The following is a 14,099-nucleotide window of genomic DNA, read 5'->3' as shown; positions in this document are numbered from 1 at the left end:
GCCCATTTTGAGCAGAGGTTTTCTTTTGCCGCAAGCCGCCCATCGCTTGCGGATTCGATTCTTCATTTTTTATCATTTTTTCGGGACACATACATTCCCTTGCCGATTCCTTTCCTTTGGGCAAAGAAAAAAGCACCAGCAATGAGAAAAGTCATTACTGGCACTTTTAACGTGTCATTTATTGATTTTTTACCGTTACGGTATCACTGCTCACGCATCTTTGCGAAGCACTCGCTGCAATATACTGGGCGGTCAGATTTCGGCTCGAACGGAACGCGAGCCTCGCCGCCGCAAGCAGCACAGGTAGCGGTGAAGAACTCACGCGGACCGCGTGCAGCGTTCTTGCGCGCGTCACGGCAGCTCTTGCAGCGCTGCGGCTCATTCTGGAAACCGCGCTCTGCGTAAAACTCCTGCTCGCCGGCGGTGAACACGAACTCCTTACCGCATTCCTTGCATACTAAAGTCTTGTCTTCGTACATGGTTTTTACCTCTCTTTGATACTGTTCCCTCGGGAAACTTGAAATATATGCGTACAGACACTGCGCCTGCTATCGCCTAAATAGGTTTAATGGCTGCCGATTTTCGCTTGATGCGCTGGACGGCATTATCCACAGATTTGATTGGTTTGTGCAGCGCTTCGGACATCTCTTCATACGATAAGCCGTCCAAAAACAACGTCAAAACCTGTGCCTCAAATTCAGACAAAAGCGAGTAGAGCTTCTTTTTCCGCTCTTCCCTCTCCTCATTGCCGATAACAAGCGATTCAGGATCACCATTCGGTGCAGTTACCCGGGTACGCGATTCCGCAAGGTCTTCAAACAGAGGTCGATCGATTGACATGGACTGATTGAGCGGGTCGTGCTTGAGCGACGCTGCCGCCTTCACTGCGGAATAAATCTTCCGCGTGATACACAACCGTGCAAACGCTCCAAAGGGTGCGCCCTTGCTCTCATCGTACTCCCGGACGGCATTCAGCAGCCCGAGCATACCCTCCTGCATCAGATCCTCCGCATCGGCGCCTGCCAGAAAGTAGGGCCGCGCACAGGTCTTGACCAGACGGGTATAACGACGGATCAGATTCTCCATCGCAGGTCCGTCTCCCTGCCGTGCCAGACGGCACAGCTTTTCATCCGGAATCCCGTTCGATGGCTGTATTTGATAATCATTTCTCATGTCAATAGCTATTATACGCGGTAGAATTGGAAATGTCAAGAAACGATTGTCATCTTTACCTATATCACACAAAAACGCGCTTCTATTTTTGTGCAATTATGACAATATTGTTGACGTTTTACTCTACAGTTACCGACTTTGCCAGGTTGCGCGGCTTATCGACATCACAGTTGCGCTCCACTGCGATATAGTATGCCAAAAGCTGCATCGGAATAATCGAGAGCGAAGCGGAAAATTCATACAGGCACTTCGGCAGGCGCACGATGTGCTGGCAGACCGACTCGTCCCCGGTGAAATCGTCCGTGGTGACGAGCACGACACTTGCGCCGCGCGCTACAACCTCGCGGATATTGGAGACCGTCTTCTCAAACAGTGCCGGCTGCGTTGCCAGAGCAACAACCAGAGTACCCTCCTCGATCAGCGAAATCGTGCCGTGTTTCAGCTCACCGGCAGCGTACGCCTCCGAATGAATATAGGAAATTTCCTTCAGCTTGAGCGAAGCCTCGAGCGCGGCGGCATAGTCCAGCCCGCGGCCAAGGAAGAACACGCTCGAGCGGTTTGCATACAGCGTAGCGATACGCTGCATATCCGACTGGCACCCCAGTGTCTGCTCAATGCATTCCGGCAGACGCTGCAGCTCAGCGCACAGCGCACGCTCGTCACCGATGGAAATCAGACCGCGCACACGCGCGATCTTAACCGAGATGAGGTACAGAGCGGACAGCTGTGCGGAATATGCCTTGGTTGTCGCAACCGAAATCTCCGGGCCGGCCCAGGTATATAGCACACCGTCTGCTTCGCGCGCAATCGTCGAGGAAACGACGTTTACGATTGCAATCGTGAACGCACCTGCCTGCTTGGCCAGACGCATGGCAGCCAGCGTGTCCGCCGTCTCGCCGGACTGGCTGATAACGATGCACATATCCTTTTTGCCGATGATCGGGTTCTCATAACGGAACTCGCTAGCAACCTCTGCCGTGCAGCGAATGCGGCACATCGCCTCAATCACGCGCTTGCCGACCATGCCTGCGTGCAGTGCAGAGCCGCAGCCGATGATATGGATATGCTCGATCTCACGCAGACGCTCGTCGGTCAGACCGTTGTCCTCGAATACAACCGCATCGTTTTTGATGCGCGGCTTAACCGTATCGGCAACTGCCTTGGGCTGCTCCATGATCTCCTTGAGCATAAAGTGCTGGTAGCCGCCCTTTTCCGCTGCGGACATATCCCACGTTACGGTCATGATTTCCTTCTCTACCGTATCGCCGAACTCGTTCATGACAACTACGCTGTCCGGGCGAACGATTGCAACCTCGTTATCATCCAGAATAATGTAACGCTTGGTGCGATTGATAATAGCGGTAATATCGGATGCGATCATGTTCTCGCCCTCACCGATACCGATAACCAGCGGGTTGCCGCGGCGTGCAGCAACGATCTCCTGCGTGTTATCCATCGAGACTACGCCCAGTGCGTAAGAGCCGCGCAAACGCTGTACGGCCTGCAGAACGGTCTTTGCCAGATCCTCCTGCTTGCCGGTGTGCAGATAGTCCACGAGGTGCGCGACAGTCTCCGTATCGGTCTCGGACTTAAACTCATAGCCGTGTGCCTCCAGACGCTCACGCAGCTCCTTGTAGTTCTCGATAATGCCGTTGTGTACAACTGCTACCTTGCCCTTGCCGCCCAGATGCGGGTGTGAGTTGCGGTCGGACGGCTCACCGTGCGTTGCCCAGCGGGTGTGGCCGATACCGCAGGTGCAGTACATGTCGCCGCCTTCCTCCTTGATCTTCTCCTCAAGGTTTGCAATGCGGCCGCGCGCCTTGACAACGCGCAGACCGTCCTTCGTGAAGGCAGCCACACCAGCAGAGTCATAGCCACGGTATTCCAGACTGTACAGACCCTTGATGAGAATCGGAAGCGCGTTCTCGCGTCCGGTGAATCCAACGATTCCACACATAAAATAATACTCCTTTGCAACGGTAAATATAACATATCTTCCGCAACATTTCAGTATGAGCCTTAGACAGCACGGAACAATGAAAGCTGCGGCCTCTTGCACGAACTCCGGTCGCGCCTTGTCGGTCCGCAAAACTCTCTCACAAATCGCTCTTGTTTAATTATTCCGTATTGCCTTACCTCAATATATGCGGTGAATTTCTAATTTTGGGTATAAAAATAGTGCGTTACGCATAACTGCTCTGTCGATACGGTCGCCCGTATGTTTTAACAGCCTGCTGACGATCAACCCACTTGTGACCGAAGGGCACCCGCCGAATACTTTCGATTAACCCTTTCCTCGTCAACTGCGATACCGGCTGCACCGCAGTTCTGGCGCTTAGCATATTATGGAATTGTGCGCAAATGCTCCCACCTCCCTGTTCAGAATGAAGAAAGTGGGTGTGCAAACCACACCCACTCCTGTTGGCTCTTTTACATTATACAACAGACTCGATGACTTTGGCAACCTTTTTTGCCAAAGTATCTACCTGCTCACTGTTCGTGCCCTCTACCATGACGCGCACAAGCGCCTCCGTACCGGACGGACGAACCAGGATTCGGCCGTTATTGCCCAGCTCCGCAGAAGCCGCATCGATAGCCGCCTTGACCTCGGGCAGCTGCTGCAGGGTAGCCTTTTTATCGTTCGGCACCTTGACATTGATCATCAACTGCGGCCACGGCTCAACCTCAGCTGCAATCTCCGAGCACTTCTTGCCGCTCGCCTTGAGGATAGACATAAACTGCAGTGCAGTCAGCTCACCGTCACCGGTGGACGCATACTCAAGAAAAATAACGTGTCCGGACTGCTCGCCGCCCAGAATGTAGCCCTTCTTGAGCATCATTTCGAGCACATAGCGGTCACCTACATTGGAGCACTCGATCTTCATGCCGTTCTTATCGGCGTAGGCGTGCAGGCCCATGTTGGACAAAATGGTGGCAACAAATGCACCGCCGCGCAGCTTGCCTTCCTTCTTCATGTGCGCCGCGCAGACTGCCATAATGCGGTCGCCGTCCAGCTCCTCGCCGGTCTCGTCTACGATCAGGCAGCGGTCAGCATCGCCGTCAAAGGCAACGCCAAGGTCAAAATTGCCCGAGCGGACGCGCTCCTTCAGCTGACCGAGATGGGTGGAGCCGCAGTTATCGTTAATATTGATGCCATCCGGCTCATAGAAGCGGATTTCCGCCTTGCACTCGACCAGACGCATGAGACGCTCCACCGTCGTGGAGGAGGAGCCGTTTGCACAGTCCACCGCCACGCGCAGGCCGGACAGGTCGCCCTTGATGGTATCTGCAAGGTGGTCGGTGTACTCGACTACCGGGTCGATCTCGCTTTTGAGTACACGGCCGATCTTCTCGTGGGTCATCTTCGGAATGGACTCAAAATCGTCGATGAGATCCTCAATTCTTGCCTCGGTTTCGTCCGGCAGCTTGTAGCCGTTGCCTGCAAAAATCTTGATGCCGTTGTACTCAAAGGAGTTGTGGCTTGCGGAAATGACAATACCCGCATCTGCCTTGTGCTTGATGGTGAGGAAAGCGACCGCCGGCGTCGGGATAACGCCGAGCAGCTCGACATCCGCGCCAACCGAGCAGATGCCCGCGACCAGCGCGTTCTCCAGCATATCCGAGGATACGCGGGTGTCCTTGCCGATCAGCAGCTTCGCCTTGCGGCCGTGTGCAGACTCCTGCGTAAGTGCATATGCCGCTGCCGCGCCGATCTTGAACGCCAGCAGTGCATCAAGTTCCGAGTTCGCTACACCGCGAACGCCGTCTGTTCCAAAATATCTACCCAAATGAAACACCTAACTTTCTTGTATGATAAAGGCGGGGAAATGATTGAATTACAGCATTTGCTGTCCGTCCGCCGGTTCCATATTCAAATGGCGGTAAGCCTGCAGCGTCACACAGCGTCCGCGCGGCGTGCGGCTGAGAAAGCCGATCTGCATGAGATACGGCTCATAAACATCTTCCAAGGTGATCGCTTCTTCGCCGATGGTCGCGGCCAGCGTGTCCAGCCCGACCGGACCGCCGCCGTAGTTCTGGATAATGCTTTTGAGCATTCTGCGGTCTACGTTATCCAGACCTAACTCATCAATCTCGAGTGCACGAAGCGCAATGTCGGCACTTTTTCTGTCAATCGTACCGGTGCCGATTACCTGCGCAAAGTCTCGCACGCGGCGCAGAAGCCGGTTGGCGATTCGCGGCGTACCGCGGCTGCGGCGCGCAATCTCGAATGCGCCCTCGTGCTCGCACGGTACATTAAGAATGCCTGCCGAGCGTTCAACAATACCGCACAGCTCCTCCGGCGAATACAGCTCCAGACGGAGCATGACGCCGAAGCGGTCACGCAGCGGACTGGTCATCTGACCGGCACGCGTAGTCGCGCCGATGAGCGTAAATTTCGGCAGGTCGATACGGATCGAGCGCGCCGAAGGCCCCTTGCCGATGATGATATCGAGTGCATAGTCCTCCATCGCGGGATAGAGAATCTCCTCTACCGCACGGTCGAGGCGATGAATCTCGTCAATAAACAAAATATCATTCTCTGAGAGATTTGTCAATAAAGCCGCCAAATCTCCCGCTTTTTCGATTGCCGGACCGCTCGTAACACGGATATTCACGCCCATTTCTGCGGCAATGATGCCCGCGAGTGTGGTCTTGCCCAGACCCGGCGGGCCGTACAGCAGCGTATGGTCGAGCGATTCACCGCGCATTTTCGCGGCCTGTATGTAAATACTCAGGTTTTCCTTGGCTTTTTTCTGACCGATATAGTCCGCCATGGATTTCGGACGGAGCGAATTCTCGGTCTCGTCCTCGCTGAGCTGGCGGGTGGAGATGATGCGTTCATCATCCGTCATGCCGCCGGAAAATTCAATACTCAAAGGTACACTCTCCTACTTGATCAGGCTTTTATCGTCCGAAATCAGGACTTGACCAGCTTTTTCAAGCACTGACGGATGATCTCGTCCGCCTCCATGCCGGCAGCATCCAGACCCTCCATCGCGTGCAGCGCCTCTGCCTGCGTATAGCCGAGCACCATAAGCGCCGCGACTGCCTCCTGCGTGTGGTTGACACCGCCGGAAGCGGCGGCTGCCGCCACCGGAGACGCTGCAGATGCGGTCTCGAGCTGCTCCTTGCTCATCTTGTCGCGCAGCTCGAGTACAATGCGCTGTGCGATCTTCTTGCCGATGCCCGGCGCCTGCATGAGCATTTTTTCATCGCCGGTGATGATGCTGAGCGCCAGTCTGTCCGGCGGTGCGACCGACAGGATGGACAGCGCCGCCTTCGGGCCAACGCCGTTGACACTGGTCAGCATCAGGAAGCAGGATTTCTCCTCCTCGTCGATAAATCCGTACAGTTCAAACACGCCCTCCCGGACATTGAGCCAGGTCAGCAGACGCGCTTTTTCGCCGGTTTTCAGCTTGCCGATGGTGTTCTGCGAAGCGTGACAGGCATAGCCTACACCGCCGCAGTCGATCACCGCAAGCCCCTGCTGGAGCACGGAAACCGTGCCGTCTACATAATAAAACATCTATTTAAACCTCATAATAAGCCTTCATAGCGCATGGCCTGCCGGGAATGCCCGTGGCAGATGGCCAGCGCAAGCGCATCCGCGGCATCGTCCGGACGCGGCAGCTTGGTGAGATGGAGAATGCTTTTCGTCATTTCCATCACCTGTTTTTTCTCCGCGCCGCCGTAGCCGACAACGGACAGCTTCACCTGATTCGGTGTATAGGATACCGGATGCAGTCCCTTCTGTGCCAGCGCCAGCAGAATTACACCGCGCGCCTGCGCAACCTGAATGCCGGTTGTAACGTTTTTCGAGAAGAAAAGCTCCTCGATTGCCACCTCGTCCGGGTGAAATGTGTCCACCAGCGTACAGATATCATCGTAAATCTCACATAAGCGCAGGTGCATCGGTGTTCCGGGAGCGGTTTTTGCCGCACCGTACTGCACCGGCGTAAATTTCATATTATCGAACCGCACCACGCCATAGCCAATCGTGCCGTAGCCCGGGTCGATGCCAAGAATCGTTATCATTTCTTTATAACCTCAAAATTATACCACGTTCGCACACATTGTGCAATAAATTTTAGTGGCAGGTTAATGGAAAATTGAGAACCGCGGTTACGCGCAAAGCGCATTATTGAATTGCCACTCTGTGGGCGGACACATTCATTCTCCATTTCCCATTCTCAATTCTTCTTCCGTTGGCATAACCGCGCCCTTATGCTGCACGGTATACGCCGAACATTCGGACGAAAATGTCAGATAATCCGCAAGTTTCTCCTGCGGGATGTCTGCGAGCGTTTCCGCTGTCACGCCGTCGCGGGTAAGCTGATACAGGAACGACCCGATGAACGAATCGCCCGCTCCGGTGGTATCCGCGACCGTCACTGGCAGCGCTTTGGTCTCGGCGCTCGCGTTCGGCGTGTAGACTGCCGCGCCGTCCGCGCCGCGTGTCACAAGCAGCAGCCTGCAGCCCTGCGAAAACAGAAGCTCTGCCGCTTCCCTCTCGGTTTTGCAGCCGGTGCAGAATTCAACTTCATCATCCGACAGCTTCACGAGGTCTGCACACGGCAGAAACTCACGAATCGCTGCCTGACAGCTTTCCGGGCTGTCCCACAGCGGCAGGCGCACGTTAGGGTCAAACGAGAGGAACGCGCCTGCGTCCTTTGCCAGCCGGATGGCCTTGCGATGTGCCTGCTTGACAGGTGCATCTACCAGATCGACCGAGCAGAAGTGCAGCACGGCACAGTCCGCGAAAATATCCGGCGTAATCTGCGCTTCATCGAGAAACAGGTCTGCCGAGGGATTGCGGTAGAAGGAAAACTCGCGGTTGCCGTTCTTATCAAGTGAAACAAACGCCAGCGCGGTATTCGCCCGTCCGGTGCGGAACACCGTTGAGATGTTCACGCCGTTTGCGTGCAGCGTTTTGAGAATGTGCGTACCGAATGCATCCTCTCCCACCTGCGAAATCATCTGCGCTCTGCCGCCGAGACGCGCCACTGCGGTTGCCACATTGGCCGGCGCACCGCCCGCGACACGCTCAAACTGCACGACCTCATCAAGTGCACAGCCGCGCTGCTGCGGCACGAAATCAATGAGCAGTTCGCCGATTGCCACTACTTTTTTCATCGTTCATTCCCCCAGAATATGTCGGTAAATCGCCTGCGCGACGCCGTTTTCCGCATTACTTCCGGTGATAACGTCCGCTGCTTCGCGGATGCACGGCTCGCTGTTTGCCATGGCAACGCCCAGCCCCGCCATCTGCAGCATGGTCAGATCGTTTTCGCTGTCACCGATGGCAATGACGTTGGCCAGCGTGCAGCCGAGGTGATGCGCCAGCCATTCCAGTCCGCGTCCCTTGTGCACACCCACGCGGTTGACCTCGACATTGCGCAGCTCTCCGCCATACATGACGGACGGCGCAAGCTCGAAAATACCGTATTTATCGAGCGCAGCTGTCAGCGGCGCGATTGCATTCGGGTCATCGTGATAAAGAATCGCCTTGGTGAATGGGCGCGGCTCGTCTGCGAGCGCAGCGCGCCACGCATTCTTGTCCCCGACAAAGTGATAACCCTCGTCGGCCTCGTCCATCACGACCCGTCCGCGCCGCTGCAGATTCTCGAGAAAATGCCGAAAAGCATGTCCATAGTACAAATCCTGCGTGGTATACAGGCATGGGTCGGTATCAATGGCAGTGCACTCGTTCAGGATGATGTCCACCATTTCTGTGCTCAGACCGTCGAAAAACGCCGGTTCCCTGTCGTCTGGATGCTGCACTGCCGCGCCGTTTGCGGTGACGAGCCAGTCCGGTGCGGCTTCCAGCTGTTCGCTGAAGCGGCGCACCTCGCGCACGTTGCGTCCGGTGCACAGCACGATCTGCACGCCCGCCTGCTGCGCCATGCGTACCGCGCGGGCGTTCTCCGGCGTGATGCGGCTCTGCGCATCCAGCAGCGTTCCATCTAAATCCAATGCCAGAATTTTGTATTGATTCGTCATATTCATACTCGTTTCCTGTTCTCATTCGCGCAGCATGGCACGCCGCGCACGATAATCGGGTAAATAGCGCTCCACCAGCGCCCAGAACTGCGGTCCATGGTTTTTATGTGCAATGTGCGCCAGTTCATGCACCACCACATAGTCGATAGCGGGTCCAGGATAGTCCATCAACCGCCATGAGAAGCAAATACTGTTTTTGCCGCTGCACGAGCCGAACCGTGTTCTCGCTGAGGTGATCTTCAGTCCGGCCGGGTACAGGTTCATCAGTTTTGCGTAATGCTGTACCTTGGGCGGCAGCTCTATTTTCGCTCGGCGGATAAGCTCAGCCTGCTTGGCCTCATCCGGCTCCGGATGTGCCGCACGGCGGGACTGCTGATCGGCAAGTGCGCGGACTATCCAGTCCGTATGCTCCGCGACAAACCGTTCAATACAGTATTTTGCCAGCCGCAGCGGCGCACGAACGATCACACGCCCCTCGCGCGTCACCTGCACGGCAAGCGTCTTGCGTTTGGAGCGAACCAGCTCGTATTCGATCATATCACTGTCCCTTGCGCTCCAGATTGCGGTTGTAGAAGAACACCGCGACCGAAATGCCGCAGATCAGCAGATAACCGAGAACGCTCCAGCCGTCCGGCAGCTGGCCGAACAGAAAAAAGCCGAGGACAGCCGAGAAGATGACCTGCGTGTAGTCGAACACCGAAATCTCCTTGGCCGGTGCGTTGGCGTATGCGAGCGTTACGCCGAACTGTCCGAGCGCGGCTGACGCACCTGCGCCGATCAGGCAGAAGAACTGTCCCCATGTCATTGGGTGGTAGTCCGTGATCATAAACGGTACGCATACCAGCGTGGAGAACATCGAGAAGAAGAACACGATGCGGGCGCTCTTTTCGCCTTTCCGGCTGAGTGCGCGCACACAGGTGTAGGCCGCGCCTGCACCCATACCACCCAGCAGGCCGATAATTGCCGGGAAGGTTGCCGAGGAAAAACCCGGCTTGATAATCAGCATGCTGCTGCCGAATGCCGCAAGCACCGCCGCGTACTGGAATACGCTGGCCCGCTCCTTCAGCAGAATGAGCGAGAAGATGATAGCGAAGAACGGCGACATTTTATTAAGAATGTTTGCATCTGCCAGTACAAGATGGTCAATAGCGTAGTAATTGCAGAAAATGCCGAGTGTGCCGCAGGTTGCTCGTATGATGAGCAGCGGCAGGTTGCCCTTTTCCCACTTGAAACCAACCTTTTCGCGGCACAGCACCACGGCGGCCACTGCCACCGCAACCAGATTGCGGAAAAAGGTTTTCTGCGTGAACGGCAGATCCCCCGCCAGACGTATGAATGCCGCCATCATCGCAAAACCGAATGCGGACATAATGATAAAACCGATTGCCTTACTTTTTTTGGAAAGCACTGATGTCTTCCTCCTTTTTGTTGTGAGTTTTCTGACTGCTTCTATTGTAACACACAAACTGTTCCGCGTGGCAGAGAAATCGTCTGTTTTTCGCGTTTTGAAATTTTTCAAAAAAATTTGAAAAAAGGTGTTGACATTTAGCGTCCACATGGATATAATAATTCTTGTCGCTGACAGTGAGGCGACTCGATGAGAACAGAATGCGAGTGTGCTGGAACTGGTAGACAGGCACGTTTGAGGGGCGTGTGTCGATCGACGTACGGGTTCAAGTCCCGTCACTCGCACCACCTTCTTTCAACAACAAAATATGCGGATGTGGCGGAATGGCAGACGCGCTAGCTTCAGGTGCTAGTGTTCGCAAGGACGTGGGGGTTCAAGTCCCCCCATCCGCACCAAGTGAAAGAGCTGAAATCTTTTGATTTCAGCTCTTTTTCTATACTTTTGTCTACCACAAGTGTCTACCAAAATCGCGGCGCTTCATTTTAGTGCTGATTTTAGTGCAGGTTCAGCACCTTTTTAACGAGTTTTAGGATGACAGGATATCGTTTCAGGACATATGCTACCGATCAGCAGCAAAAGCACAATTTCCGCATCACCAAAAGAGCTGAAACCCAAAAGTTTCAGCTCTTTCCCACATTTTCAATTACACCCTGTCTCCGCTACCTTCATGCGCGAATACCCAATCGGCATATTCAACGGTACGCTTGCACGAATCGAGCAGTATACACCATTTTCGGTCTGCAGCAGCACACGATCGTCCTTAGAGAGATTCGGCAGCCAGCCGGCGTCCTGCTGCGCTGTCTCGTTATAAATGCCGAGATTATATTTGCTGCCGGGTATCGTCACCGCAAACGCGCTGACCGTCTCACCGTTTCCCATAAAACTGTAAAACGGCTTATACTTCACATCTTGCGTCAAATACACATTCCGATAATAGCCGCTGATTGAATGCGAACCGACATCAGCCACCTCAGCCAGTGCCGTACTCGATACCGAAGCCGTCTGCTTCGGTACTGTCCACCTGGGATACAGCGCCGAGAACTCCGGTACCGGCTCTACTGTGCCGTCGCTGTGCTGAATGGCTGCCGCACCATTCACCGTCCACGCCTGACTGCCGTAAATGACCTTCTCGCATGCGGCTGCCGTGCCGGTATTCGCCGCACCGGCGCTCATCATCAGCGCAGAGACCGTCATGCAGCCTGCCAGCGCGGTACTCAGTATTTTCCGAAATCTGTTCATTATTCAACCCTCCCTGTTTGTTCTCTAACCGCTATCCATACCTTACCGATTCTACAATTTCAATGAATCGTCTAAATCACCTCCAAAAGCAGTTATCTAAGCAGATACCCCCTGCAAATTGCGTTTGTCATGGTCTATCTGTAAGATAACTGCTTTTCACTGAAATTACAACCGACTGTTCCTGCTTAGTCGTTATTCGTTCCTGCTTTGCGCGTTAAGGAGCAGAATATCGCAGATGAACCGGTCGTTCTGCTCGTAAAACCGAATCAGTCCCTGATTACGTTCCACCGCCTGCCGCATATTCTGAATACCGAAGCCGTGGCGATACCGGATATTTTTCGTGGTACGCAGTGCCGGATTATCCGACAGCACCGGATGTGCGATATCATTGGCAATCACAATCGAGCTGTATGCTCCCTGCGGCTGAATATGAATATCCACCACCTTGCGCTCACTGCCTTTCGCAGCACGAATCGCATTGTCCAGCGCATTGCCGAGGATGATGGTAATATCCTCCGGCGAAATACCCGACAGCGGTGTCGTGATAATGGCGCTCAGCCGAACACCTGCCCGTTCCGCGGCTGCGCTTTTGCTGTTGATGATCGCGTCAAGCACCTTGTTGCCCGAAAACATGATCAGCTTGTTGACGGTATTCTGCTGCTGCAGAAGCTGCCCTGTGTACTGCTCGATTCCCGTAAGATCCCGTTCTTCCGCCATGGATAAAATGCAGAGCAGGTGATTTTTGAGGTCATGCCGCAGCGCACGAACCGTGTCATACATGTTCTCAATGTCCTTGGCGTTTTCCTGCAGACATTCGTTCTGCAGCGCGAGCAGCGCCATTTCGGTTTGGATTTTGCTGACCTGCCCCAATCGAACAAACAGGAAATAAATCAGGATATTCAACGCCAACACGATACACACCGCATAAAATACAATATTTTGAATATGCGGTTCCTGTATCGCCGCGTACATCATCAGCGTAATCGTGATAATGGATAACGTTGGAATCGCTACCAACGGGATAACATCCAGCCATTTGATTCGACCGTTTTCCTTCACCCGCAGGATAATCCGCGTGATTACAAAAAACAGCAGTTTGGTTATCAAAATCGAAATAATGCGAACCGAATTAAACCGACTGAGCAGCAAGGCAACATTATTTCCGGACAATTTTGCGACAAGCAGTGCCGTAAAAGTTGCAATAATAGCCACAAGGCCCATCGTAAATGCAGAAACAAATATCTTCTGCAGGATTGGTCCGCGCAGCAAAATGCAGCAAAACGCAATGTTGATCAGTATCTGTATCGAGCTTGCATAGCCTTCATACAGCTGCCCCCAGGAGAAAAAGGCTACACTGCCGAAGGACAGCACACCAAAGAGTGCCGTCCATATATATTTCGCCGGACAGGCCATGCGGTATCCGAAATACTGCACTAAGAAGCTCAAAATAAGGGTTACCTCTACGGCGTTAATTGCCATTTCAAACCAGAAATTCATGGGCGCAGACTCCTCATATACGCCATGAAGGCGGTCTGTGTTTCCTCAGCTTTGGCGCGGCTGACCGGCAGGACCGTCCCGTCCGACAAGGTGACGCTTGTCCGGCTGCAGATTTGAACAAACCGGCAGTTCAGCAGATAGCCAACGTGGCAGCGCACGAAAAAGTATTTGCTGAGTGCCGTTTCGATATCGCTCATGCGTGCCTTGAACCGCAGGGATTTCTCGTTGTAATGTACAACGATATAATGTCCCTGGCTCTCAAAATACGCAATCTCCGTGATCGGAATGCGGGTGCTGCTGCCGTTCATCGTAACCGTGTAGTGAATCTGACGACTGTTGAGAAGCTGCATCATTTTCTCGGTTATCCGCGGCAGTTCCTCCAGATGCGTTTTGCGGAGAAACCAGAACGGCTGAAACGCAAACGACTGATACACCAGATCTTCCATGCCGGACAGGAAAATGATAATCGGCTTCGACGGCATGGCTGACAGTTCTTCCGCGACCGAAAAGCCGTCTTTTTCGGGCATATCAATATCTAAAAACAGCACATCAGTCGGCCTGCATGTAATCTCACGCAAGGCTTCCACGCCCGTGTGCGCGAACACGATCTCCGGTGTGATTCCGTATTTTTTGAAAACGGTCAGCAGACGTTTTGCAAAGACCTGCGTGAATACGGTATCGTCATCGCACAGTATAATACGCATGAGTGCTCCTCCCTGTTGTGTTCTGAACTAACTATACCATAAAGCAGCACGGCATACAATATTTCACAAAGCGGTCT

General features: G+C 54.0%; 14 protein-coding genes and 2 tRNA genes. 2 read left to right on the top strand and 14 right to left on the bottom strand.

Annotation, left to right across the window (positions count from 1 at the left end):
• Positions 1 to 203: 203 nt before the first annotated feature.
• The 11 genes from DWZ82_RS06750 to DWZ82_RS06700 form a co-directional block, all read right to left on the bottom strand.
• Complete coding sequence (locus DWZ82_RS06750; protein ID WP_117490422.1) at positions 204 to 479, bottom strand: zinc-ribbon domain containing protein; 276 nt, start codon at positions 477 to 479, stop codon at positions 204 to 206.
• Positions 480 to 555: 76 nt separating this feature from the next.
• A complete protein-coding gene (locus DWZ82_RS06745; RefSeq protein WP_227601148.1) occupies positions 556 to 1,086 on the bottom strand; it encodes a sigma-70 family RNA polymerase sigma factor in 531 nt (176 codons plus the stop codon).
• Positions 1,087 to 1,291: 205 nt separating this feature from the next.
• Positions 1,292 to 3,130, bottom strand: coding sequence for a glutamine--fructose-6-phosphate transaminase (isomerizing) (gene glmS / locus DWZ82_RS06740; RefSeq protein ID WP_117490424.1), 1,839 nt, complete (start codon positions 3,128 to 3,130; stop codon positions 1,292 to 1,294).
• A gap of 478 nt (positions 3,131 to 3,608) precedes the next feature.
• Positions 3,609 to 4,961 carry a phosphoglucosamine mutase gene (glmM, locus tag DWZ82_RS06735; protein WP_110436909.1) on the bottom strand — a complete coding sequence of 451 codons (1,353 nt, stop codon included), beginning with the start codon at positions 4,959 to 4,961 and terminating at the stop codon, positions 3,609 to 3,611.
• 48 nt (positions 4,962 to 5,009) lie between these two features.
• Entirely contained in the window at positions 5,010 to 6,050 is a 1,041-nt protein-coding gene (ruvB, locus tag DWZ82_RS06730; RefSeq protein ID WP_192924405.1) for a Holliday junction branch migration DNA helicase RuvB, read from the bottom strand.
• 41 nt (positions 6,051 to 6,091) lie between these two features.
• Entirely contained in the window at positions 6,092 to 6,700 is a 609-nt protein-coding gene (gene ruvA, locus DWZ82_RS06725) for a Holliday junction branch migration protein RuvA (RefSeq protein WP_118479681.1), read from the bottom strand.
• Positions 6,701 to 6,711: 11 nt separating this feature from the next.
• Positions 6,712 to 7,206: a crossover junction endodeoxyribonuclease RuvC gene (gene ruvC, locus DWZ82_RS06720; RefSeq protein ID WP_110437233.1), complete on the bottom strand. Its 495-nt coding sequence runs from the start codon at positions 7,204 to 7,206 to the stop codon at positions 6,712 to 6,714.
• A 138-nt stretch (positions 7,207 to 7,344) separates the two neighbouring features.
• Complete coding sequence (locus DWZ82_RS06715; protein ID WP_118479679.1) at positions 7,345 to 8,307, bottom strand: carbohydrate kinase family protein; 963 nt, start codon at positions 8,305 to 8,307, stop codon at positions 7,345 to 7,347.
• A 3-nt stretch (positions 8,308 to 8,310) separates the two neighbouring features.
• Positions 8,311 to 9,174 carry a Cof-type HAD-IIB family hydrolase gene (locus DWZ82_RS06710; RefSeq protein WP_158575114.1) on the bottom strand — a complete coding sequence of 288 codons (864 nt, stop codon included), beginning with the start codon at positions 9,172 to 9,174 and terminating at the stop codon, positions 8,311 to 8,313.
• Positions 9,175 to 9,195: 21 nt separating this feature from the next.
• On the bottom strand, positions 9,196 to 9,711 hold the full coding sequence (locus tag DWZ82_RS06705) for a M48 family metallopeptidase (protein ID WP_118479675.1): 516 nt from the start codon (positions 9,709 to 9,711) through the stop codon (positions 9,196 to 9,198).
• Between the two features lies 1 nt (position 9,712).
• On the bottom strand, positions 9,713 to 10,582 hold the full coding sequence (locus DWZ82_RS06700; RefSeq protein WP_256372134.1) for a DMT family transporter: 870 nt from the start codon (positions 10,580 to 10,582) through the stop codon (positions 9,713 to 9,715).
• Between the two features lie 202 nt (positions 10,583 to 10,784).
• Here DWZ82_RS06700 and DWZ82_RS06695 point away from each other — a divergent pair.
• Both DWZ82_RS06695 and DWZ82_RS06690 read left to right on the top strand, forming a co-directional pair.
• A tRNA-Leu gene (locus tag DWZ82_RS06695) sits at positions 10,785 to 10,869 on the top strand.
• A 22-nt stretch (positions 10,870 to 10,891) separates the two neighbouring features.
• A tRNA-Leu gene (locus DWZ82_RS06690) sits at positions 10,892 to 10,977 on the top strand.
• Positions 10,978 to 11,221: 244 nt separating this feature from the next.
• Here the strand turns inward: DWZ82_RS06690 and DWZ82_RS06685 are convergent.
• The 3 genes from DWZ82_RS06685 to DWZ82_RS06675 form a co-directional block, all read right to left on the bottom strand.
• Complete coding sequence (locus DWZ82_RS06685; RefSeq protein ID WP_118479671.1) at positions 11,222 to 11,821, bottom strand: hypothetical protein; 600 nt, start codon at positions 11,819 to 11,821, stop codon at positions 11,222 to 11,224.
• Positions 11,822 to 12,013: 192 nt separating this feature from the next.
• Complete coding sequence (locus DWZ82_RS06680) at positions 12,014 to 13,318, bottom strand: sensor histidine kinase (protein ID WP_118479669.1); 1,305 nt, start codon at positions 13,316 to 13,318, stop codon at positions 12,014 to 12,016.
• Positions 13,315 to 14,022 carry a LytR/AlgR family response regulator transcription factor gene (locus tag DWZ82_RS06675; protein ID WP_118479667.1) on the bottom strand — a complete coding sequence of 236 codons (708 nt, stop codon included), beginning with the start codon at positions 14,020 to 14,022 and terminating at the stop codon, positions 13,315 to 13,317. The genes DWZ82_RS06680 and DWZ82_RS06675 overlap by 4 nt, the downstream gene beginning before the upstream one ends.
• Positions 14,023 to 14,099 lie beyond the last annotated feature (77 nt).

The sequence above is a fragment of the Butyricicoccus sp. AF35-5AC genome (assembly GCF_003477715.1).
GTDB lineage: Bacteria > Bacillota > Clostridia > Oscillospirales > Butyricicoccaceae > Agathobaculum > Agathobaculum butyriciproducens.
Note: the sequence above shows the minus strand (reverse complement) of the source record. Positions and strands in the feature narration are given on the sequence as shown.

Excerpts from the sequence above, each read along its gene's own strand:
- DWZ82_RS06745 (WP_227601148.1), bottom strand. The coding sequence starts at position 1,086 with ATGGAGAATCTGATCCGTCGTTATACCCGTCTGGTCAAGACCTGTGCG.
- DWZ82_RS06750 (WP_117490422.1), bottom strand. The coding sequence starts at position 479 with ATGTACGAAGACAAGACTTTAGTATGCAAGGAATGCGGTAAGGAGTTC.
- DWZ82_RS06705 (WP_118479675.1), bottom strand. The coding sequence starts at position 9,711 with ATGATCGAATACGAGCTGGTTCGCTCCAAACGCAAGACGCTTGCCGTG.
- DWZ82_RS06685 (WP_118479671.1), bottom strand. The coding sequence starts at position 11,821 with ATGAACAGATTTCGGAAAATACTGAGTACCGCGCTGGCAGGCTGCATG.
- DWZ82_RS06680 (WP_118479669.1), bottom strand. The coding sequence starts at position 13,318 with ATGAATTTCTGGTTTGAAATGGCAATTAACGCCGTAGAGGTAACCCTT.
- DWZ82_RS06675 (WP_118479667.1), bottom strand. The coding sequence starts at position 14,022 with ATGCGTATTATACTGTGCGATGACGATACCGTATTCACGCAGGTCTTT.
- DWZ82_RS06715 (WP_118479679.1), bottom strand. The coding sequence starts at position 8,307 with ATGAAAAAAGTAGTGGCAATCGGCGAACTGCTCATTGATTTCGTGCCG.
- DWZ82_RS06710 (WP_158575114.1), bottom strand. The coding sequence starts at position 9,174 with ATGACGAATCAATACAAAATTCTGGCATTGGATTTAGATGGAACGCTG.
- glmS (WP_117490424.1), bottom strand. The coding sequence starts at position 3,130 with ATGTGTGGAATCGTTGGATTCACCGGACGCGAGAACGCGCTTCCGATT.
- ruvA (WP_118479681.1), bottom strand. The coding sequence starts at position 6,700 with ATGTTTTATTATGTAGACGGCACGGTTTCCGTGCTCCAGCAGGGGCTT.